At 70.2% G+C, this 20,138-nt stretch carries 20 protein-coding genes; 9 read left to right on the top strand and 11 right to left on the bottom strand.

Features of this window, described 5'->3' with window-relative positions; all coding sequences use genetic code 11:
* The first annotated feature begins 29 nt into the window (after positions 1-29).
* A complete protein-coding gene (locus ACYVF6_RS42505) occupies positions 30-1,709 on the top strand; it encodes an ABC transporter ATP-binding protein (RefSeq protein WP_460531482.1) in 1,680 nt (559 codons plus the stop codon).
* On the top strand, positions 1,706-3,505 hold the full coding sequence (locus ACYVF6_RS42510; protein ID WP_460531485.1) for an ABC transporter ATP-binding protein: 1,800 nt from the start codon (positions 1,706-1,708) through the stop codon (positions 3,503-3,505). Before ACYVF6_RS42505 ends, ACYVF6_RS42510 begins: the two co-directional genes overlap by 4 nt.
* Here ACYVF6_RS42510 and ACYVF6_RS42515 read toward each other — a convergent pair.
* The 3 genes from ACYVF6_RS42515 to ACYVF6_RS42525 all read right to left on the bottom strand — a co-directional run bounded on the left by ACYVF6_RS42515 (position 3,387) and on the right by ACYVF6_RS42525 (position 6,091).
* Positions 3,387-4,643: a sensor histidine kinase gene (locus tag ACYVF6_RS42515; RefSeq protein WP_460531488.1), complete on the bottom strand. Its 1,257-nt coding sequence runs from the start codon at positions 4,641-4,643 to the stop codon at positions 3,387-3,389. The two genes, ACYVF6_RS42510 and ACYVF6_RS42515, sit on opposite strands and share 119 nt — an antisense overlap.
* Before the next feature lie 160 nt (positions 4,644-4,803).
* Positions 4,804-5,580: an inositol monophosphatase family protein gene (locus ACYVF6_RS42520; RefSeq protein ID WP_460531491.1), complete on the bottom strand. Its 777-nt coding sequence runs from the start codon at positions 5,578-5,580 to the stop codon at positions 4,804-4,806.
* Positions 5,561-6,091 (bottom strand): GNAT family N-acetyltransferase, encoded by a 531-nt coding sequence (locus tag ACYVF6_RS42525; protein WP_460531494.1) that lies wholly within the window; start codon positions 6,089-6,091, stop codon positions 5,561-5,563. Before ACYVF6_RS42525 ends, ACYVF6_RS42520 begins: the two co-directional genes overlap by 20 nt.
* Before the next feature lie 50 nt (positions 6,092-6,141).
* Here ACYVF6_RS42525 and ACYVF6_RS42530 point away from each other — a divergent pair, with 50 nt between their 5' ends.
* Positions 6,142-7,188, top strand: a complete 1,047-nt coding sequence (locus tag ACYVF6_RS42530) for an NAD(P)-dependent alcohol dehydrogenase (RefSeq protein ID WP_460531497.1) — start codon at positions 6,142-6,144, stop codon at positions 7,186-7,188.
* Positions 7,189-7,221: 33 nt separating this feature from the next.
* On the opposite strand, the gene ACYVF6_RS42535 is transcribed toward ACYVF6_RS42530, so the two are convergent.
* Together ACYVF6_RS42535 and ACYVF6_RS42540 are read right to left on the bottom strand one after the other, a co-directional pair.
* The gene (locus ACYVF6_RS42535; protein ID WP_460531501.1) at positions 7,222-8,124 is read right to left on the bottom strand and encodes a hypothetical protein; all 903 of its coding nucleotides are present in this window, start codon (positions 8,122-8,124) and stop codon (positions 7,222-7,224) included.
* Positions 8,125-8,159: 35 nt separating this feature from the next.
* Positions 8,160-8,591 (bottom strand): nuclear transport factor 2 family protein, encoded by a 432-nt coding sequence (locus ACYVF6_RS42540; protein ID WP_460531504.1) that lies wholly within the window; start codon positions 8,589-8,591, stop codon positions 8,160-8,162.
* Positions 8,592-8,688: 97 nt separating this feature from the next.
* On the opposite strand from ACYVF6_RS42540, the gene ACYVF6_RS42545 reads away from it, so the two are divergent.
* Both ACYVF6_RS42545 and ACYVF6_RS42550 read left to right on the top strand, forming a co-directional pair.
* Positions 8,689-9,243: an SbtR family transcriptional regulator gene (locus tag ACYVF6_RS42545; protein ID WP_460531507.1), complete on the top strand. Its 555-nt coding sequence runs from the start codon at positions 8,689-8,691 to the stop codon at positions 9,241-9,243.
* 116 nt (positions 9,244-9,359) lie between these two features.
* On the top strand, positions 9,360-10,421 hold the full coding sequence (locus ACYVF6_RS42550; protein WP_460531510.1) for a zinc-binding dehydrogenase: 1,062 nt from the start codon (positions 9,360-9,362) through the stop codon (positions 10,419-10,421).
* On the opposite strand, the gene ACYVF6_RS42555 is transcribed toward ACYVF6_RS42550, so the two are convergent.
* Entirely contained in the window at positions 10,418-11,347 is a 930-nt protein-coding gene (locus ACYVF6_RS42555) for a phytanoyl-CoA dioxygenase family protein (protein ID WP_460531513.1), read from the bottom strand. The two genes, ACYVF6_RS42550 and ACYVF6_RS42555, sit on opposite strands and share 4 nt — an antisense overlap.
* A 95-nt stretch (positions 11,348-11,442) precedes the next feature.
* Between ACYVF6_RS42555 and ACYVF6_RS42560 the strand changes: the two genes are divergently transcribed.
* The 3 genes from ACYVF6_RS42560 (at position 11,443) to uvrB (ending at position 15,063) form a co-directional block, all read left to right on the top strand.
* The gene (locus tag ACYVF6_RS42560; RefSeq protein ID WP_460531516.1) at positions 11,443-12,306 is read left to right on the top strand and encodes a helix-turn-helix transcriptional regulator; all 864 of its coding nucleotides are present in this window, start codon (positions 11,443-11,445) and stop codon (positions 12,304-12,306) included.
* A 411-nt stretch (positions 12,307-12,717) separates the two neighbouring features.
* Positions 12,718-12,894 carry a hypothetical protein gene (locus tag ACYVF6_RS42565; protein ID WP_460531519.1) on the top strand — a complete coding sequence of 59 codons (177 nt, stop codon included), beginning with the start codon at positions 12,718-12,720 and terminating at the stop codon, positions 12,892-12,894.
* Positions 12,895-12,951: 57 nt separating this feature from the next.
* Positions 12,952-15,063 carry an excinuclease ABC subunit UvrB gene (uvrB, locus tag ACYVF6_RS42570; protein ID WP_460531522.1) on the top strand — a complete coding sequence of 704 codons (2,112 nt, stop codon included), beginning with the start codon at positions 12,952-12,954 and terminating at the stop codon, positions 15,061-15,063.
* Positions 15,064-15,731: 668 nt separating this feature from the next.
* On the opposite strand, the gene coaE is transcribed toward uvrB, so the two are convergent.
* Positions 15,732-16,319, bottom strand: coding sequence for a dephospho-CoA kinase (coaE, locus tag ACYVF6_RS42575; RefSeq protein WP_460531525.1), 588 nt, complete (start codon positions 16,317-16,319; stop codon positions 15,732-15,734).
* Complete coding sequence (locus ACYVF6_RS42580) at positions 16,320-16,862, bottom strand: YbhB/YbcL family Raf kinase inhibitor-like protein (RefSeq protein WP_460531528.1); 543 nt, start codon at positions 16,860-16,862, stop codon at positions 16,320-16,322.
* Between the two features lie 61 nt (positions 16,863-16,923).
* Here ACYVF6_RS42580 and ACYVF6_RS42585 point away from each other — a divergent pair, with 61 nt between their 5' ends.
* Complete coding sequence (locus tag ACYVF6_RS42585; RefSeq protein ID WP_460531532.1) at positions 16,924-17,865, top strand: phosphotransferase enzyme family protein; 942 nt, start codon at positions 16,924-16,926, stop codon at positions 17,863-17,865.
* Between the two features lie 5 nt (positions 17,866-17,870).
* Here the strand turns inward: ACYVF6_RS42585 and ACYVF6_RS42590 are convergent, their stop codons facing one another.
* The 3 genes from ACYVF6_RS42590 to ACYVF6_RS42600 form a co-directional block, all read right to left on the bottom strand.
* The gene (locus ACYVF6_RS42590) at positions 17,871-18,179 is read right to left on the bottom strand and encodes a nuclear transport factor 2 family protein (RefSeq protein ID WP_460531535.1); all 309 of its coding nucleotides are present in this window, start codon (positions 18,177-18,179) and stop codon (positions 17,871-17,873) included.
* A gap of 9 nt (positions 18,180-18,188) precedes the next feature.
* Positions 18,189-19,298 (bottom strand): hypothetical protein, encoded by a 1,110-nt coding sequence (locus ACYVF6_RS42595; protein WP_460531538.1) that lies wholly within the window; start codon positions 19,296-19,298, stop codon positions 18,189-18,191.
* A 78-nt stretch (positions 19,299-19,376) separates the two neighbouring features.
* A complete protein-coding gene (locus tag ACYVF6_RS42600) occupies positions 19,377-20,114 on the bottom strand; it encodes a DUF6882 domain-containing protein (RefSeq protein ID WP_460531541.1) in 738 nt (245 codons plus the stop codon).
* Positions 20,115-20,138 lie beyond the last annotated feature (24 nt).

Raw genomic sequence — 20,138 nt, forward strand, 5'->3', positions numbered from 1 at the left:
TCATAAGGCGGCGGTTGACGGTGGCGGCTGTGTCCAGTTCGGCGTTCGGCTCGATCGTGTGGCGGGCACACGGCTGGCTGCCGCTGATCGCCGCCTCGTCCCTGATCAGGGCCGGCGTCACGCTGGCCCTTCCGGTGGTTCTCGGCAAGGCGGTCGATGCCATCCTCGCGGGTGCCACTACTTCCAGCGCTTCCGGCACCGACGGTACGACCGGTCGCTGGCTGGCGCTCGCGGTCGGCCTGGTGGTGCTCGGCTTGGTCTGCGACCTCGTCAGCGCGTACGCCGACACGGCCGCGGTCGCCAGCACGAGCGCATGGCTGCGCAATCGCCTGGTCCGCCACGTCCTCCACCTGGGTCCCGAAGGCGCCCGGCGCTTCGAGACCGGTGACCTGGTGAGCCGGGTGTCGGGCAACGCCGCTGATGCCGCCAACGCCGGACCGAGCCTGGTCACGGTCGGCACGTCGGTCCTGCCGCCCGTCGGCGCGCTGGTCCTGCTCGCCTACATCCACCTCCTGCTGGCGGGCGCGCTGCTCGCCGGCGTCCTGCTCGTCGCGTTCGTGCTGTGGACGTTCACCCGGGCGACGACCCAGGTGACCACGGGATACCAGGAAGCTCAGGGGCGGATCGCCGCCCGGCTCTCCGAGTCGCTGGGCGGTGCCCGGACGATCGCCGCCGCCGGCACCGTGGCCGGTGAGGAGAAGCGGGTCCTCGAGGCACTGCCCCAGCTGCGAGCTCACGGCGTACGGACCTGGCAGCTGTTCGCCCGTTCCGGATCCCAGGCCGCGATCGTCGGCCCGCTGGTGCTCGTGACCGTCCTGGCCGCGGCCGGCCTGCTGCTCGCGGGTGGCTCGATCACGACCGGCGAGCTGTTCGCCGCCAGCCGCTACGCCGTGCTCGGTGCCGGTCTCGGCGGGCTGACCGGTGTGTTCAGCACGCTCGCCCGTGCCCGGGCCGGCGCCCGGCGGGCCGGCGAGGTGCTCTCTGTGCCAGCGGCCGGCTACGGCGACCGGCCGCTGCCGGACGGTCCGGGAACGCTCGAGTTCCGTGGCGTGAGCGGCGGCGTCCTGCACGACATCGACCTGACCGTTCCCGGTGGCACGGCTGTCGCGGTGGTCGGGCCGTCCGGCGCGGGCAAGTCGGTGCTCGCCGCGCTGGCCGCCAGGCTGCGCGAGCCGGAACAGGGTAAGGTGCTGCTCGACGGCGTGCCGCTCACCGCGCTCAGCCGGGCCGGCCTGCGAGACGCGGTCGGCTGCGCGTTCGAGCGGCCGGTGCTTGTCGGCCGGACCGTCGGCGACGCGATCGGCCTCGGACTGGAACCCGCCGCCGTACGCCAGGCAGCGCGGGCGACCCACGCGCACGAGTTCGTCAGCCGCCTGCCCGGCGCGTACGACACGCCACTCGCCGACGCGCCGATGTCCGGTGGCGAACGGCAGCGGCTGGGCATCGCCCGGGCCTGGCCTGCGAGCCGCCTGCTCGTGCTGGACGACGCCACCTCCAGCCTCGACATGGTGACCGAGATGCAGATCTCCCGCACGCTCACCGCGGACCACGGCAGCCGGCCCCGTACCCGCCTGATCGTCACCCACCGCGCGGCGACGGCCGCCCGCGCGGACCTCGTGGTCTGGCTGGACGCCGGCCGGATCCGGGCGATCGGCACGCATGCGGAGCTGTGGGAGCGGCACGCGGGATACCGGGAGGTCTTCGCATGAGGCAGGCCATCCGGCTCGGACTCGCGTCGCTTCGGCGTGGGCCGGCGATCGCGCTCATCCTGTGGTCGATTCCCGAAGCGTTGCCGACCGCCCTCTCCGGGTACGCGATGGCTCGCGCGGTCGACAAGGGCTTCCTGGCCGGACGACCGGTGGTCGGGCTCGCCTGGCTGGGAACGTTCCTGCTGGCCGCGGTCGCCAGTGCGATCGGGTCGCGGCAGGTGTACCGGCGGCTGGGTGATCTCGTCGAGCCGTTCCGCGACGACCTAGTGCGCAGGGTGGTGAGCGGTGCACTGCGGCACGGCGTGGCCGGCCGGACCGACGATGGGGCGGTTGCCCGGCTGACCCGCCAGATCGAGGTCGTCCGCGACTCCTACGCCGGGTTGATCCTCGTGCTGCGCGGCTTCACCGTCACCGTCGTCGGTGTGGTCGCCGGGCTGTTGTCCGTCGCGCCCGAGGTCACAGCGCTGATCCTGGTGCCGTTCGGGCTCGGCATCGCCGCGTTCGCCGCCACGCTCGGGCTGTCGGCCGACCGCCAGCTGGCCGCGATCCGCGCCGACGAACAGCTGGCCACCACCGCGGGCCTCGTCCTGGCCGGCACCCGGGACGTGGTGGCGCGCGGCGCCGAGGACCACGCGGCCGAGCTCGCGGCCGGCCCGATCGAAGCCCAGGCGAACGCCGAACGGGCGCTGGCCAAGGTCGAGGTCCTGCGCACGCTCTGCTTCGCCGTCGGCGGCTGGCTCCCGTTGCTCCTCGTCCTGGTCGCCGGCCCGGCTCTCGCCGCGCGCGGCCTGACCGCCGGCGCGCTGCTCGGCGGACTCACCTACGTGCTCTTCGGCCTGCAGCCCGCCCTGCGCACGCTGACCAGCGGGCTCGGCAGCGCCGGCCTGCGGTACCTCGTGACCGTGCGCCGAATCCTGCAGGCCAGCGAGACCGGCGCCCAGGAACGGCAGCCCGTCGTCACCGCACTGCCGGGTTACGACCTGAGGCTGCGTGGCGTCACGTTCGCCTACGGCCCGCACTCCGAGCCTGTACTGCACGGCCTCGACCTGCTCGTACCCGAGGGCGAGCACCTCGCGATCGTCGGTCCGAGCGGCATCGGCAAGTCGACGCTGGCCAACCTGCTGTGCGGGCTGCTGGAACCCGACGCGGGAGCGATCCAGCTGGGCGGCATACCGGTCACCGACCTGTCGACGGCCCAGCTGGCCAAGACCCGCGTGCTGATCCCGCAGGAGGCCTACGTCTTCACCGGAACGGTCTCGGACAACGTGACCTACCTGCGGCCCGCCGCGACCACGGGCGAGGTCGAGCGCGCGGTGGACGCCGTGGGCGCGAACGCGTTGCTGGACCGGCTGGGTGGCATGTCCGCGCAGCTCACTCCCGCCGCGCTGTCGGCCGGCGAACGGCAACTGATCGCGCTGGTCCGGGCGTACGTCGCGGCCGCTCCCCTGGTCGTGCTCGACGAGGCCACCTGCCATCTCGATCCACGGGCCGAGCAGCAGGCCGAGCTCGCGTTCGCCGCCCGCGGCGGCACACTGATCGTGATCGCCCACCGGATCAGTTCCGCCCTACGGGCCAGGCGCGTGCTGGTGCTGGACGGCACCACCGCGATCGCGGGCGATCACGACACGCTGGTGTCGGAGTCCGCGCTCTACCGCGACCTGCTCGGCCACTGGACGGTCAGATCGGATCACCAGCCGGGTCGCCGGGGTCGCCCCGGCGGACCTCCGGCCTGCGGCCGGCCAGCGGAATCCGGGCAGCCAGCCGGAATCGCTCACCGTTTCGCAGACCCGCGCTGAACTCGCCTCCGACGGCCGCCACCCGGTCGATCAGCCCGGGAATGCCCGCCCCTCCGGCGGCCTGCCGGTGCGGCTCGTCGCGTACGCCGTCGTTGACGATGGTCAGGAGCAGGTCGTCGCCCGCACGCCCGATCTCGATCTCACACAACTGCGCGAAGCTGTGCCGCAGGACGTTGGTCACGCCCTCGTGCAGAACGGCCGCCAGTACGGCGTCCAGGATCGGCGGCAACTGGTCGATCGCGAGCCCTTCGGCCTGCACGACCCGGCTGCGTACCCCTGCCGCCTCCAGCGTCGAGCGGACCTGGCTCAGCTCGTGGTCGAGTGAGCCGGACGGATAGCCGTACGCGACCGCCCGTACGTCGGACTGGGCCTGCCGGACTGCCTCGACCACCTCCGTCAGCTGCTCGTCGGCCTTGTGCAGGTCGCGCTCGCTCAGCATGCGCCTGGCCAGCTCGCTCTTCAGCGCGACGGCCATCAGGCGGTGCCCCAGCAGGTCGTGCAGGTCGCGGCGGAACCGCTCCTGCTCATCGGCCACCGAGCCCTTGACCAGCCGCCTGCGGGTCATCTGCAGCACGTACGCCACGCCGAGCAGGCGCACGACGCCGTAGAACATCAGGCCGGTCACGGCCGTGACGACGACCTCCTCCGTGAGCCGCGCGAGATCCAGCCCGAACTTCCAGCCCAGCCCCGCCTGGGCGACGACGACCACGGCGTACCCGATCCAGGACCACGGCAGCGACCACACCAGCAGGGCGGCACCGGCCAGCAAACCGGGAACCTTCAACCAGGCTTCACCAAATGCGACGAAGGGCACGTAGGTGAGTACTGCCTGAACGGGAAACGTCCACCACCGCATCCTGGTCGGGGCCACACCCGCATACGTTCGATATTTCGACGCGCAGTGTGTCGCCTGCAACACCAGGAGCAGTCCCGCGATGACCAGCGCGGCCATCAGCCGGCCACCGCTGAAGCGGGCGTCGGCCACCATGGCGAGCGTGACCGCCAGGCAGCCGATCACCAAGCAGGCAAGGACTCCCGCCGCCAGCGGCACGGGTACACGGGGGGCGCCGTCCAGGTCGGCGGGCTCGCCTGGAACTGGCGGAGGCTGCGGCACAGACGACGCGACACGTTCCTCCATCCAGGCAGACCTCCAGTCCGTTCGCGGGCAAGTTCTTCTTCACACGAGTGTCGGAAACGCTGCGAAACGGTTACAACAAACACCATCTGGGGTGCCGGATCTGGCGTCAACCTCCCCCATCGGGTGAAGCGCCACACTATGTCTCAGAGATGTCGCAAAGCTACGCTTGGCGCCAGGCGTCCCATAATGCGCCCGCGACGTCAGGTGCGGCAACCAGAATGCCGCCCGACTGTGGGAAGACGGTCCGGTTCCTGGACTCGTCGAAGGCGAGCGCACCCGCGCGCTCGGCGATGAACGAGGCGGCCAGGCCGTCGATCGCGTTGTAGCGGCCGATCACGCAACCGGCCGCCCTGCCGGCGGCGACGCTGATGAGCGACAGCGCGGTGGAGCCCATGATGCGCGTGGAGCACAACACGTCCGACAAGCGGGCGAGGAACCGATCCATATCAGGCCAGGGCCGGTAGCCCAGCCATTCGGTCGTGACGACCTCGCCGGACAGCGTCTCGGTCGCGCGGCAGTGGATCGGCTCGCCGTTGCGCAGAGCCTGTCCGTCCCGCGAAGCGCTGAAAACCTCACCACGATAGGGATCCGCGACCACACCGACCGCGGGGCCGTCGGCGTCGACCAGGGCCAGGCTGAACGAGCTCCACGGCAGGCCGTGGGCGTAGTTGGTCGTACCGTCCACAGGGTCGAGATACCACGTCGCGCCGCCGTCTGCGGCCGCTTCACCGCCGTACTCCTCGCCGACGACGACCTGGCCCGGCAGTCGTTCGGCGATGACGGCACGGACGTACTGCTCGACCTCACGGTCGGTCTCGGTCACGTGATCTGCCGCGTTCGCCTTCGTGGTGACTTCGGCCGGGCGGGCGAGGATGCGGGCGCTCGCCCAGGCAGCGAGTTCGAGCGCGACGTCAAGTTCAGCTTGTCTGGTTTCCATCGATGACTATCTTCTCCATCAAAAGGCTGGGATGAAAACCGAGGTGGGGTGGATAGTGTTGGCGGCCGACCGGACGGAACCCGTGCCGCTCGTAGTAGGCGGCGAGATCCGCGTTGAGCTCGACGATGTCGAGGCGCAGCAACCGGCGACCACGAGCGCGGGCGCGGCGCTCGACCTCGCGCAGGACGGCCGTCCCGAGCCCTCGGCCGCTCCGGCTCCGCGCGACGATGAGCCGGTGGATGTAGACCGCGTCTGGCCGATGCCGGTCAGCCCAGATCAGCTCGTCGTTCGACGCGACGGTCACCGTCGCCACGATCTGCCCGTCGTCGCGGACGACCAGCACCTCGTCCTGGTCGATCGACCGGGCATACCGCTCGGCGTCGAACTCGCCGGGAATCCACTGCACGTAACCCTGTTCGAGCAGCCACGCGGCGGCTTCGTCGCGTAGGGCCGCGAGCGCTTCGGCGTCGCCGGGGTTGGCGGGCTCCAGGATCGGTTGCGAGGACGGCACTTGGCCGATCGTGCCACGGCCTGCCGCGAGATTGCCGGTAGGTTCGAATCGTGAGCGACATTCCGGAGAGCATGCGGGTCTCGGTCCTGCGCGGCGTACACGATCTCGTCCTCGAGGAACGGCCGGTGCCGGATCCCGGACCCGGTGAGGTGCTGGTGCGGGTCGGATCCGTCGGCACCTGCGGGTCGGACGTGCACTATTACGAACACGGCCGGATCGGCGACTTCGTGGTGCGCGAGCCGCTGGTCCTCGGCCACGAGGCGGGCGGCACGGTGGTGGCGCTCGGGTCCGGCGTCCGCTCGCTCGAGCCCGGGCAGCGGGTCTCGCTCGAGCCGGGCGTGCCGTGCTTCACCTGCGCGCAGTGCCGGGCCGGGCGCTACAACCTCTGTCCCGGCATGCGTTTCTTCGCCACGCCGCCGATCGACGGCGCGTTCAGCGAGTACGTCGTGCTGCACGAGTCGTTCGCCCACCCGGTGCCCGACACGTTGTCCGACGACGCCGCCGGCCTGCTCGAGCCGCTGTCGGTGGGCGTGTGGAGCTCACGCAAGGCCTCCGTCTCCCCCGGCTCGCGGGTGCTGATCACCGGCGCCGGCCCGATCGGGCTGGTGGCGCTGCAGGCCGCTCGCGCGTTCGGCGCGAGCGAGATCGTGATGTCAGACGTACGCCAGGCGCGGCTCGCGGTCGCCACCGAGCTCGGCGCCACGGCCGCCGTCGACGTCAGTGCGCGTTCGCTGCCGGATTCCCTCGCGGAGCTGGGGTTCGACCCCGACGTCCTGATCGAGTGCTCGGGGTTCGCGCCCGCCATCGGAGAGGCGATCCGGCAGGTCGGCCGGGCTGGTCGCGTGGTGCTGGTGGGCATGGGCGGCAGTGAGATCCCGCTGCCGCTGGACCACGTACAGTCGCGCGAGATCGTGGTGACGGGGACGTTCCGTTACGCCAACACGTGGCCGACCGCGATCGCGCTGGCGAGCTCCGGCGAGGTCGAGCTGGACCGGCTGGTGACCCACAAGTACGGCCTGGCCGACGTCGAGCAGGCGCTGACCGCCGCCGCCCGCGACGAGCACACCATCAAGCCCGTGGTCCGCCCGAACGAGTGACGCCGTCTCAGGGCGGGTTTTGCCGCGCGGGCGTCAGGACGTCAGCGCGTTCTCCCAGTGGGTACGCAAGCGGGTGCGGCTGCTGAGCAGCACCGACTGCCGCCCGCCGAGGTGCTCCGACATGCCGGCGACCCAGCGCAGGATGGCCTCGACCTGCTGGTAGGTCTGGAAGATCTGCTCGTGCCGCGACTGCTCGGTGGCCTCGGGCTGGAAGAAGAGCGCGGTGAACCACCGCAGGTCGGCCGGCGGGAGCTCGAAGCGAGTCTCCACGCCGATGTCGCCCAGCTGCCGGGTGAAGTCGTCGAGCGCGATCTCGGCCCGCCAGGCGGCCTGGTCGGCCTGACCCAGCCGGGCGAACCGGATCGCGTCGACGAAGCTCATCTGCCACAGCCGTTGGTTGGAGGCGTTGCCGATGTCGCGCAGGCACTGCAGCACGCCCATCATGGCGTTCTCCGCGGTCTTGGCCGCCGAGCGAGCCTCTTCGTACTCCCACAGGTCGGCCTCGACGCTGGCCAGCCGCTGACCGAGGTCGGCGAGCTCGCGGTGCTGCGCCTGCCGGATGACGTTGTCGTAGTCGGCGCGAGCGTTCTGCACGGTGGCCAGCTCGGCTCTGGTCTTGGTGAGGTTTTCGGTGGCCTTGGCCAGCCGGTTGCGGTGGCCCTGGACCCGCAGCCGGACGGCCTCGGCTTCGACCCGTTCCCTTGCCAGCCGGGCGTTCTTGGCGCCGGACAGCGAGGCCATCAGCCCGCTGAACGAGGTGCCCTCCAGGCGGGCGACATCACGGTTTTCCGACGCGAGGTCGCGTTCGAGCCCGGCCAGCTCGGCGTCCAGATCGCTCACCAACTCGGTCAGCATGACCTGCCGGCGGTTGAGGTATTCCAGACGGCACACGTGCTCCCATGCCTGACGAATCTGCGTGCTTAGGTCGGTGGCCATCACCGGGCTACTTTAGAGGTGGCCACCCGCACACTTCATGCCGACGGTGCGGTTCCCAGCGCCTCTTGGACGAATGCGGCACTGTGCCCGGCGTAGTAGTCCTTGAAATGGACGATCTGCCCGTTCCGAACCCTCACGACGTGCACCTGCCGGACATCCAGGCGCTGGCCGGTGCCGGGCACCGCCACCTTCGCGTCGACCTCGCCGATGACCACCTCAGGGTCGGTGGTCTCGTGCACGACGACGTTCGACTCGCCGAGCACCAGCTCCATACCTTGCGGGCGGGCCTCGTCCAGCGCCACCGACATGGCGAGGATCTGGTCCCTGCCCTCGAGTCGGCTGGGTGCCCCGGGCGGTGCGAACGGTGCTTCCATCACCGCGTCGGGTGCGTAGAACTCCATCTGCGCTGCGCGGTCCCCATCGGCGGCGAGCCGCAGCTGTCGTTGGTAGATCTCCTTGGGCGTCATAGCTCTCGGTCCTCCAGCTCGCTATAGTCGGAGTGGTCACTCCGCTTCTGTCGGACAATACGGAGTGGCGACTCCGTTTGTCAAGATGGGAGCGATCGTGTCCGAGAAGCCCTTGCGGGCCGACGCCCGGCGCAACCGGGCGCGCGTGCTGGAAGCCGCCGAGGCGGTGTTCGACGAGCTCGGCCCGTCGGCGTCGACCGAGGAGATCGCACGCCGGGCCGGTGTCGGGATCGGCACGGTGTTCCGCCACTTCCCCACCAAGGAAGACCTGCTGGCGGCCATCATGAAGGCCAGCCTGCAGAACGTCTTCGTCGCCGCCGGCCGGCTGGCCGACGAGGGCGATCCGGGGACGGCGTTCTTCGAGTTCTTCACCCATCTGGTCGAGCTGGCCGCGCGCCGGAAGACCGTGGTCGACCTGCTGGTCCGATCGGGAGCCGACTTTCAGGCCGACAAGCCGATCGGCCGCTTCAAGGAGGCGGTCGGCGGGCTGCTGGAGCGGGCGCAGGCCGCCGGCGCGGTTCGTGCGGAAGTCCAGCTGCCGGAGGTGATGGCGCTGCTGACCGGGACCTGCCAGGCCGCGTTGGCTGCCGGCTGGGACCAGAACCTGCGCGAACGTACGCTCGCCATCATCTTCGCGGGCCTGCGGGCCTGAGCCTGTTCTGACCGGCACTGACCGGCACTGGCCGGTCCGGCTCCGGTCAGCCGGGTGCCGCGCTCACCGGCGAGCTGCGATGGTCGGAATCGGCTTGGTGACAAGGAGATTCGGCCATGGGCACAGTCGTGAGGTTCGAGGCGCCGCGTACCGTCAGCCTGGTCGAGGAGCCCGATCCACCGCTGGCCGCCGACGAGGTGCGGCTGCGCACCCTCTACTCCGGGATCTCGGCGGGCACGGAGCTCACCGCGTACCGCGGCTCCAATCCCTATCTCAACAAGCGCTGGGACTCCGGGCAGCGGCTGTTCGTACCCGGCTCGACGTCGATGGAGTACCCCGTCGACGGCTGGGGTTATGAGGAGGTCGGCGAGATCGTCGAGGTCGGATCGGCGGTCACGGCGGTGCGGCCCGGGCAGGTGGTCTGGGGCGTGTGGGGGCATCGCGGGCTCACGGTGAAGAGCGAGGAGTACGTCAAGGACCGGTTGCTCGCACCCGGGGCCGATCCCCTGCTCGGCGTCTTCTCACAGATCGGCGCGATCGCGCTGAACGTCGTGCTGGACGCCGACATCCACGTCGGCGAGACCGTGGCGGTGTTCGGGCTCGGCGTGCCCGGGCAGATCGCGGCCCAGCTGGCCCGGTTGAACGGCGCCCGGGTGATCGCGGTCGACACGCTGCCGGCGCGGCTGGAGCTGGCCCGCGAGCTCGGCGCCTCGGAGACCGTCGACGCGGGCTCGGGCGACGTGGCCGAACAGGTGCATGCTCTCACCGACGGGCGCGGTGCCGACGTGTCGCTGGAGGTGAGCGGGCACTACGCCGCACTGCACGAGGCGATTCGCTCCACGGCGTACTCCGCCCGGGTCGTCGCCGCGGGCTTCTTCCAGGGCGGTGCGCAGGCGCTGGCACTCGGTGAGGAGTTCCACCACAACCGTGTGCAGGTGGTGTGCTCGCAGATCAGCGGCGTGGCACCGGCGCTGTCGTACCGCTGGGACGCTCTACGGCTCTCGCGTACGGTCATGGACCTCGCGGTGCCGGGACGCCTGGAGCTGCGGCGGCTGGTGAGTCACGTGCTGCCGTTCGGCCAGGCCGGGCAGGCGTTCGAGCTGCTCGACCAGACGCCGGAACTCGCCCTCCAGGTGGTGCTGGAGGGCGAGCCGGCTGCCATCCAGGGGTCGGCCTAGCGGTCGCAGCCACCTTCGCCGTCGGGGCGGACGTGGGGCTTGGCCACGTCGGTGAGGCCCTTGTAGGCATAGGGATCGCGACCGGCGACCAGCACGATGTCGCGGTAGTCGAGCTGACCGATCGGCGTGCCGTCCTTCGGCGAGAACCACGGCAGCAGCGACGACGCGCTCATGTAGTGGTTGGCGAGCGCGCGCCGACCGTTCCATCCCGGGGGCGACCCCGGACCCCGAGATGCGTGCTTGCCGGAGTTGGGCAGCGAGCGGTGCAGGAGGTAGCCGTTGAAGATCACGGCCGCGCCGGCGGGGATCTCCACGGGAACCGCGTCGGCGTCGGTGTACGGGAAGTCGAACGCCTCGATCGAGCAGTCGAACCGCGCGTCGTCCTGGTCGCGGTCGGGGTAGATGATGCCCGGCCGGTGGGAGCCCGGCAGCACCCACAGGCAGCCGTTCTCGATCGTCGCGTCGTCCAGCGCGATCCAGGTGGCGGTGAGCGAACGGTCGCGGGTCGGGATGAAGAACTCGTCCTGGTGCCAGGCCTGGCCGGGCTTGCCTTCGGACTTCATGAACACCATCGACTGCATGGCCTTCACGTCGGGCCCGATCACGTTCGTCAGCGCCTCGACGATCCGCGGCGTGGCGAGCGCCCGCAGGTAGACGTCGGAGATCTTGTGCGGCTGGTGGATGCAGAGGTAGCGGCGCAGCACGTCCTCGTCGGGGCCGGCCTGGTCGGCCTGGAACTCACCGCCGACCGCACCGAGCTCGCCGCGGCACAGCCGGACCATCTCGGCGTTGATGTCGGCGACCTCGGCAGGCGTCAAGGCGCCCTCGAGTACGGCGAAACCGTCGCGCCGGAACTGCTCGACGAACGCGTCCGACACGTCCTGGTGCAGGACGACCGAGGGGGTCGTGGTGGTCGCAGCCGACATGCCTGATCCTTCCATCGCGAATACCTGTCGTTTGCAGTGTCGCTTGGCCGGGCTGCGGAACGCCATGCCCACGAGGCGCCATAACCTATCTGATAGTGACCTACCGACTGGAAATCCAAGCGGGACCGGAGATCGCGCACTACCCACCGGGCGCGACGTTCGGCCCGCGTACGCTGCACAACTTCGAGTTCGTCTGGCTGCTGGAGGGGCAGGCTCGCTGGCTGTGCGACGGGCGCGACGAGCTGTTGCATCCGGGGGTGCTGCTGCTGGCCCAGCCGGGCATGCGGGACGAGTTCCAGTGGGACACCTCGGGGCCGACCAAGCACGGATTCGTCCACTTCCGGCTGCTGCGGCCGGGTGGCCTGGGCGTGGCTCGCGACTGGCCGCTGACGCGGCCGCTCACCGCGTCGGACCCGCTCGCGGCGCTGTGCCGGCACCTGCTGTGGCTGGCGGGGACGCCCGCGGGGCTGGGCCGGGCCTGTGACGTACTGGGGTGGCTGCTCGACCTGTTCGTCCGGGGCCCGCTGCCCTCGGGCGACCCACTGCCCGAGCACCTGGCCAGGCTGGCCGACCACCTTCGTTCGGCCTGGCGGGGCGGCCAGACGCCGCCGCTCTCACTCGCGGCCATGGCCGCGGCGACGGGCGTCTCGCCGGGCCACCTGAGCCGCCTCTTCCGCGCGGAGTACGCCCTCGGCCCGGTCGCGGCGGTCGAGATGATCCGCCTCGCCCGCGCGGCGACGCTGCTGCAGCGCAGCAACCTGCCGGTGCTCGCGGTGGCGTCGGCGTGTGGTTTCGCCAACCCCTACCACTTCTCGCGCCGCTTCCGCGGGGCGTACGGAATGCCGCCGCGCTCGTACCGGCAGGACGGGCAGGCGTACGACCCGCTGGAGCCGGTCACGCAGGCGGGGCTGCTGGAGTTCGCCCACCGCATCCTGATCCACGACCTGTCGGAGCTCTAGGCCGGTCGAGAGCCAGGCAGCGCGGCCAGCCAAGCCGGAGCCGGCTTTCCGCCAAGCCTCCCGCGGTCATGGCCGGCCACTTCACCACCCGCGGTGTCGCGGCTGCGGCCGTCCCGCGGCTGGTCGACCACGCTCGGACTTCGCCGGAGCGCAGACAGGGCCGCGCTGGTGACCGTCCTCGGACTCGGGCACACAGGTCGGCGCAGCCTGCCAGCATGGTCGGCGGAGGTCGTGCGGCTGCTCGCGGCCTCCGCATCGTTCCCGAGCTGCTCCATGTGAGAGGAAGCGGCCCGACTTCCGGGCCGGATGGTGACTGAACTAGCAGCTCGTGACTTTTTTCCGAACCTTAGCCTATTTCCGTAGACGATTGTCAACGGAACATGACCGTCTCTGCGACTGGAGGTGGGCAGCATGCACAGGCTTCTCAGCAGGATCGGCGGGCTCGACGTCGTGCGCGTACCAGATCAGCTCGCCGGCCTCCGGCGCCTGGACCGCCGACGGCTACGTGCAGTGGAACGAGGACAACGACGGTCTTTACTGGCTCGGCCCGTGGTACGCGCGAAGGGCAGCCCGGACGTCACGCTCTGAGCAGCCGCCCAGGCGCTCCCGCAAGCTATGTCGGTGCCCCGGCGTACGGTGTGAACCATGCGCCCGGACACCGACATCCTCCGCAAGAAGACCCCGTTCGAGGTGGTCTCCGAGTTCCAGCCATCCGGCGACCAGCCGCAGGCGATCAAGGAGATCACCGAGCGGCTCGTCGCGGGTGAGAAAGACACCGTGCTGCTCGGCGCGACCGGCACCGGCAAGACCGCCACGATCGCGTGGGTGGTCGAGCAGGTGCAGCGCCCGACGCTGGTGATGGCGCCCAACAAGACGCTGGCCGCGCAGTTCGCCAACGAGCTGCGCCAGTTCTTCCCCAACAACGCCGTCGAATACTTCGTCTCCTACTACGACTACTACCAGCCCGAGGCGTACGTCCCGCAGTCCGACACCTACATCGAGAAGGACTCCTCGATCAACGACGAGGTCGAGCGGCTGCGCCACTCGGCGACCTACTCGCTGCTGACCAGGCGCGACACCATCGTGGTCGCCACGGTGTCGTGCATCTATGGCCTGGTGACGCCGGAGGAGTACTACCGCCACGCGGTGGAGTTGCGGGTCGGTGAGGAGATCGACCGCGACTGGCTGCTGCGGAGGCTGGTCGAGAGCCAATACTCCCGCAACGACGCCGCCGGCACGCGCGGCACGTTTCGGGTGCGCGGCGACACGCTCGAGGTGTTCCCGGCGTACGAGGAGATGGCCGTCCGGGTCGAGTTCTTCGGCGACGAGGTCGAGCGGCTGACCACGCTCCACCCCGTGACCGGCGAGATCGTCCGCGAGGACGAGCGGGCGCACATCTTCCCGGCGACCCACTACGTCGCCGGCGAGGAGCGGATGACGCGGGCGATCAAGGACATCGAGGAGGAGCTCGAGCACCGGCTGAAGGAGCTCGAGAAGCAGGGCAAGCTGCTGGAGGCGCAGCGGCTGCGGATGCGCACCACGTACGACATCGAGATGATGCAGCAGATCGGCACCTGCTCCGGCATCGAGAACTACTCACGGCACATCGACGGCCGGTCGGCCGGCGATCCTCCGTACACCCTGCTCGACTACTTCCCCGACGACTACCTCCTGGTGATCGACGAGTCGCACCAGACCGTGCCGCAGATCGGCGGCATGTACGAAGGCGACGCGTCCCGCAAGCGCACGCTGGTCGAGCACGGCTTCCGGCTGCCGTCGGCGATGGACAACCGGCCGCTGCGATGGGATGAGTTCCTGAAGCGGATCGACCAGAAGGTCTTCATGTCCGCGACGCCGGGCTCGTACGAGATGAACGCGACCGAGGGCGTGTTCACCGAGCAGGTCATCCGCCCGACCGGACTGGTCGACCCACAGGTCGTGGTGAAGTCCACGAAGGGCCAGATCGACGACCTGATCCACGAGATCCGGATGCGCGAGGCCAAGCACGAACGCGTGCTGGTGACCACGCTGACCAAGAAGATGGCCGAGGACCTCACCGACTATCTGATGGAGCAGGGCATCCAGGTCCGTTACCTCCACTCCGAGGTCGACACGCTGCGCCGGGTCGAGCTGCTGCGCGAGCTGCGGATGGGCGAGTTCGACGTGCTGGTCGGCATCAACCTGCTGCGAGAGGGCCTCGACCTGCCCGAGGTGTCGCTGGTCGCGATCCTCGACGCCGACAAGGAGGGCTTCCTGCGTTCGGGCACCTCGCTGATCCAGACCATCGGCCGCGCGGCTCGTAACGTCTCCGGCACGGTGATCATGTACGCCGACTCGATCACCCCGTCCATGCAGAACGCCATCGACGAGACCAACCGCCGCCGCGAGAAGCAGGTCGCCTACAACACCGAACACGGCATCGACCCGCAACCGCTGCGCAAGAAGATCGCCGACATCACCGACATGCTGGCCCGCGAAGACGCCGACACCCAAAAGGTCCTCGGCGGCGCCGCACGCCAGCAAAGCCGCGGCAAGGCCCCGGTGCCCGAGCTGGGCAGCAAGAGCAAGGCCGGCGCCCACGCGAAGAACCTGGTGTCCATGCCGGCCAGCGACCTCGCCGACTTGGTGCAGGAGCTCAGCAACCAGATGCACGAGGCCGCCGAACAACTCCAGTTCGAACTGGCCGCCCGCCTCCGCGACGAGATCTCCGAACTGAAGCGCGAGCTCCGCTCCATGCACGAAGCCGGCCTGAAGTAGCAGCGCGCAGGCAGCGCACGGCCGCGCGGAAGCTCGAAGCGGCAGGCGGCTGCCCGGTTCCGCGCGGGTGGGGACCGCACGGTCTCAGCGCAGCCGTACGAGCCGCACCGACCGCGTTGGCGGACAGCGCCGACCTGAGTCCGCGCGGTCGGAGCGGCCGCGGAGCAGCCGGAGCCGCAACCTGGCGACGCGACCGGTGGCGAGGCAACGGCGGCCCGGCTACGCTCCGGCGAGTCCGAGCATGGTCGGTCGAGCTGCCGCGGATCGGCCGAGGCCGCCACCACGCGACGCCGCCGGTGACGAGGCAACAGTTGGCCTGGTTGCGTTCCGCCGTGGCCGGTCAGGCTGCCCGCCGACGCTGCCCGGCAAGCCGGCATGCGCGGGCCGAGCCAGCCGCATGAGCTCCATCGGCCGTGCTGGCAGGCTGCGGCGACCTGGGCGGCGCGGCTCCGAACGCACGACCGAGGTTCGTCGCGTCGCGGGTGGCGAGGCTGCGGCAGCCCCGGCTGAGCTCCCGCGCCGACCGAACGGTGTGCGGCCGCCGGATGCACTCGCAGCGCGATGGGTTCGGGGTGCCGGTGAGCGGATCCTCCACGCGCCGCTCACCATCAAGCCCGATCGCACCGTCGTCTTCGCAGGCGCAACCCCGGCGGTCGAACAAACACTGCCTAGCCGCCGGTGAGGCGCTCCCAGACCGCGCGGACCTGGCGTTCGAGCGACTCCAGGTCGCCGGAGTTGTCGATTACGTGGTCGGCGACCGCCCGGCGTTGTTCGCGGGTGGCCTGGGCGGCGATGCGGGCCTTCGCGTCCGAGGCTGACAAGCCGCGCTCGGCCAGCCGGGCGAGCTGCACCTCCTCCGGCGCGTCGACCACTACGACGGCGTCGAAGCGGCTGGCCTGGCCGGTCTCCACCAGCAGCGGGATGTCCTGGACGACCACAGCGCCCTCAGGTGCGGCCGCCTGGATCTCCGAGGCGCGCGCCCGCACCCGTGGATGGATGATCGACTCCAGGCGGCGCCGGGCAGCGCTGTCGTTGAACACCACCGCGCCGAGCTTGGCGCGGTCCAGCGACCCGTCCGCCGCCAGGACGTCCGGGCCGAACGCGGCGACGATCTCGCTCAGGCCGGAGGTGCCCGGTTCGACCACCTCGCGCGCGAGTACGTCGGAGTCGATCAGGATGGCGCCGTAGGACGCCAACAGCTTGCCGACCGTACTCTTCCCGGAGGCGATGCCGCCTGTGAGACCAACGCTCAGCATCTACTTCTGCTCGTGCGTCACGACGATCGTGGCCCGGGCGATGGCGTGCGCGTTGATGTTGAATCCGAAGTACGCACAGCTCGCCTCGTCCGGCAGGTCCAGCGATTCGACATCCAGCGCGTGGACGACGAAGAAGTAGCGGTGCGGACCGTGCCCCGCGGGCGGGAAGCAGCCGATGTAGCGCTTCATCCGCGGGTCGTTCGCGACCGTCTTGGCGCCCTCCGGGAGGCCGGCGCCGTCCTCGCCGCCGGCGTCCGCGGGCAGCTCGGTGACGGTCGCCGGGATGTTGTAGACAGCCCAGTGCCAGAACCCACTCGTCGTCGGCGCGTCGGGGTCGTAGACGGAGACCGCGAAACTCCTCGTTTCCGCCGGGAACCCGCTCCAGGACAGCTGCGGCGAGATGTCCTCACCGCCCGCGCCGAAGATTCCGGAGACGTGCCGCATGGGAATCGGCTGCCCGTCGACGAGGTCCTCGCTGGTCAGCGTGAACGAGGGAACCGGCGCCAGGAAATCGTACGGATTGAAGTCGAACGGTGCGCTCATGCCGCCGACTCTAGTAAAACCAGCTGCGCCCACGTCGGCAGCACGCCTATCGTCGGCCCTTATGTCGCGAGTCCTGCGTTCGCTCTTCACGCCGGAAACGGTGGCCGAGACCGTCAGAGGCGCCTACGGCCTCGACGTCACAGGCTGCACCCTGATCCGCTCGTTCGTCAACGACGTCTACGAGGTCGCGACAACTAGCCGGCGGTACGTGCTGAAGATCTACCACCACGGCGGCTGGTCGGCGGAAGAAGTGGCGTGGGAGCAGGAGCTCATCGCCCACCTCGCGGCCGGCGGGATCGCGGTGTCCGGAGCCGTGCCGCTCACCGGCGGCGAGCTCGTCGATGTGCTCGACGCCTCCGAAGGCCCACGCCCGTTCGCGATGACGGAGTTCGTCGACGGCCGGAAGCCGCGGAAGCCGTTCACCGACGAGCTCTACGACGAGTACGGCACGCTCCTCGCACGCCTGCACGACGCCGCGGACAGCTTCCGGACCACCCGCTACAGAAGGCCGTTCGACCTCGAGCAGACCCTCGACGAGCCACTCGCCGAAGTCCTCCCCGCACTCGCCGGCCGGCCGGACGACCAGGCCGTCGTGAGCGAGCTCGGCGCGCTGGCGCGGAACCGCATCGGAGAGCTGGCGGAGCAGGGCCTGGAGTGGGGTATCCGGCACGGCGACGTCTCGCTCGACAACGTGCATCTCACCCCGCAGGGCCTGACGATCCACGACTTCGACCTGGCCGCCGAGGGTTGGCGGGTGGCGGACCTGGCCGGCTGCCTGTCGACACCGTTCGCCGACGCGTTCCTTGCCGGCTACACCCGGGTTCGCGAGCTGAAACCGGCCGCGCTGGAGGCCCTTCCCTGGTTGACGATCGTGGGGAACATCGGCAACCTGCGGTTCCACGTCTGCGACAAGGCCGCCTGGCGGGGTACGGAGTCACTGTCCGAGGGCTGGGTCGACGGCATCCTGGAGTCGCTGCGAGCGAAGGCGTCCGAGCTGCTGTAAAGCCCCTACGCCTGCCCGGTCTCGATCCGGCTGATCCTGTCGCCCGTCACCTCGAAGCGCCAGAACGTCGCCATCTCGCCCCACGTGTCGTTACGGAAGCGCACTCGCATCGCGAGGCCGCCCGGCTCTTCGCGCTCGACGGTGAAGTGCCCGTCGACGGTGAAGATCTCGCGGTCGATCCACTGCTGGAGGTCGCGCTGCGTCCCGTCGTCGGACAACGTGGCGTCCGGGGTGAGGGTGGCCAGGAACGCATCTCGGTCGCCGGCGTTGATCGCGTCGATCAGCCGGGCCACGACAGGGTTGGAGGTGCTCACGCCCGGAGCCTACCCAGCGAGCACGCCTGTCAGCCGGTCGTAGCGATGCACCTCGACCCGGCTGTCCCGCGGCCGCTGGACGTCGGTGACCGCGAAGGCCATCACTCCGGCGCGTACCTCGTCCCACGTCTGGATCCGCAGCCACGCCCGGCCGTCCCGGACCACGTTGACCTCGCGAAGGAACGTGCCGTCGCGCCCCGGCGTGATCGAGTACGCCCGCCCGTCCGGCGCGGTGATGTCCAGCCCACCGTCGGAACGAATCATCGTGGTCGCCACCAGGTTGCCGGCGAAGTCGTACATCGGCGACGGATCACCGGCGTAGTACTTCTGCCGCCCCTGCCCGCTGACGTCCATGCCGTTGTAGAAGTTCCTGCCCTGCTCGTCGAACCAGAAGTGCGGCAGGTACGCCCGCGCGCTGGTGTTCGCACCGGCGTAGTACGCCAGGTGCCAGTGCGGCGGGTTGTCGGCGTGCAGCGTGTTGTTGGTCTCGAACCCCATGAGGTACCACGTGTGCCCCTTCGCGGCCGCCGTCGCGGCCAGACCGGAGTCGCGAAGGATCGCCTCGCTCGCCACGAGGTAGCTGATCACCGACTTCACCTGACCGGCCGGCCACGGCACCGTGGTCCACGGCCCGGCCGCCCGATCGGGGTCGTTGTGCTCGATCCGCCACTGGATGCCGGGCGCGGTCGGGATCGAGCTCCAGACCTGGATCGTCGGCTGCTCGGCGTTCGTCGACGTCGCGGTCACCGGCACGGTGAACGAGAAGGTGTACGGCTCGCCCTCCACCCGCTCGATCCCCAGGTGGCTGTCGCGCCACACGATGTCGCTGACCCGTACGCCCGGCCAGCTCACGGTCACCGGGATGCCGGCGTCGCTGCGCGGCCCCTGGACGAACGTGTAGTACTCCGCCCGGCTGGCGACGCTGTACTGCGCCCCGGACACGAACGCGTACCCCTCCGGCAGCGTGATCTCCGGCGCGCTCGGCTCGCCGGGGACGGCCCGCACGATCCGGAAACCCGCGTACGACAACGGCTCCGCGGTGTTGCCCGCGGCCGGTGTGAGTGCCACGCCGGCGACCGCCAGCACGGTGGCAGCAAGAACCAACAGTCTTCTGCGCATACTTGAAAAACAATCACAGAGCCAGGCGCGGTTCAAGAGCTGCCGGGTTGCCGCTGGATTGCCGCTGTGCGAACAGCCTCAGTGCTGTCCGGCCGCCTTCAGGTCGCCGGTGATTTCGCCGACGCGGCCGTGCTCGTCGAAGCCGAACGTCGCCTCGCCTGAGCTTGGGTCGGTGAGGCGGACGGTCGAACCGTCCGTGGTCCACGCGATGCGCCAGCCGGTGTGCTGCGCCAGCCCCATCACCGCCGACCGCTGGTCGAGTACACCGCTGGCGCCAAGGACGTGGACCGTCCGGCTCACGACCTGCAGGATCTGCGGCTCCGGCACCTCGATGCCCTCCAGCAGGAACACGAACCGGGTGCCACCACCGGCCGGCACGGAGTAGTACGGGCTCATCCGCGTCGCCTCGACCGCGACCGCTCCGACGACATGCGCCAGCGCCGCGATCTCGTCGAGCAGTGCTTCCTCGACCGCATCGGTCGCGAACGGGAGCTCCGGTTCGGTCAGCTCCCGGATGCCGTGCTGCTCCCCCAGCTCCCGGATCCGCCCGACCGGGCTGTCCGGGCCCGCCTGCGGATGCGCCCAGCCCCACAACATCGACCGCGGCCCGGGCGCGATGCTGGCCACCAGGTGGGCCCTGGTGACGATCGGCTGCCCACCACCTGTCGGCGAGAACGTCAACGTGCCCTGCTCGGTGTCCATGTTCCAGCGGTACTCGCCGAGCTCTGCTTCGAGATACTCGCCCATCAGCAGTTGGCGCAGCCCCGAATAGAGCGCAGCACGGTCGGCGACAGCCCTCAGCCCAGGAAAGTCCATGCCGGACACTATGGCGGATCGAGC

This window comes from Flindersiella endophytica, from assembly GCF_054779015.1.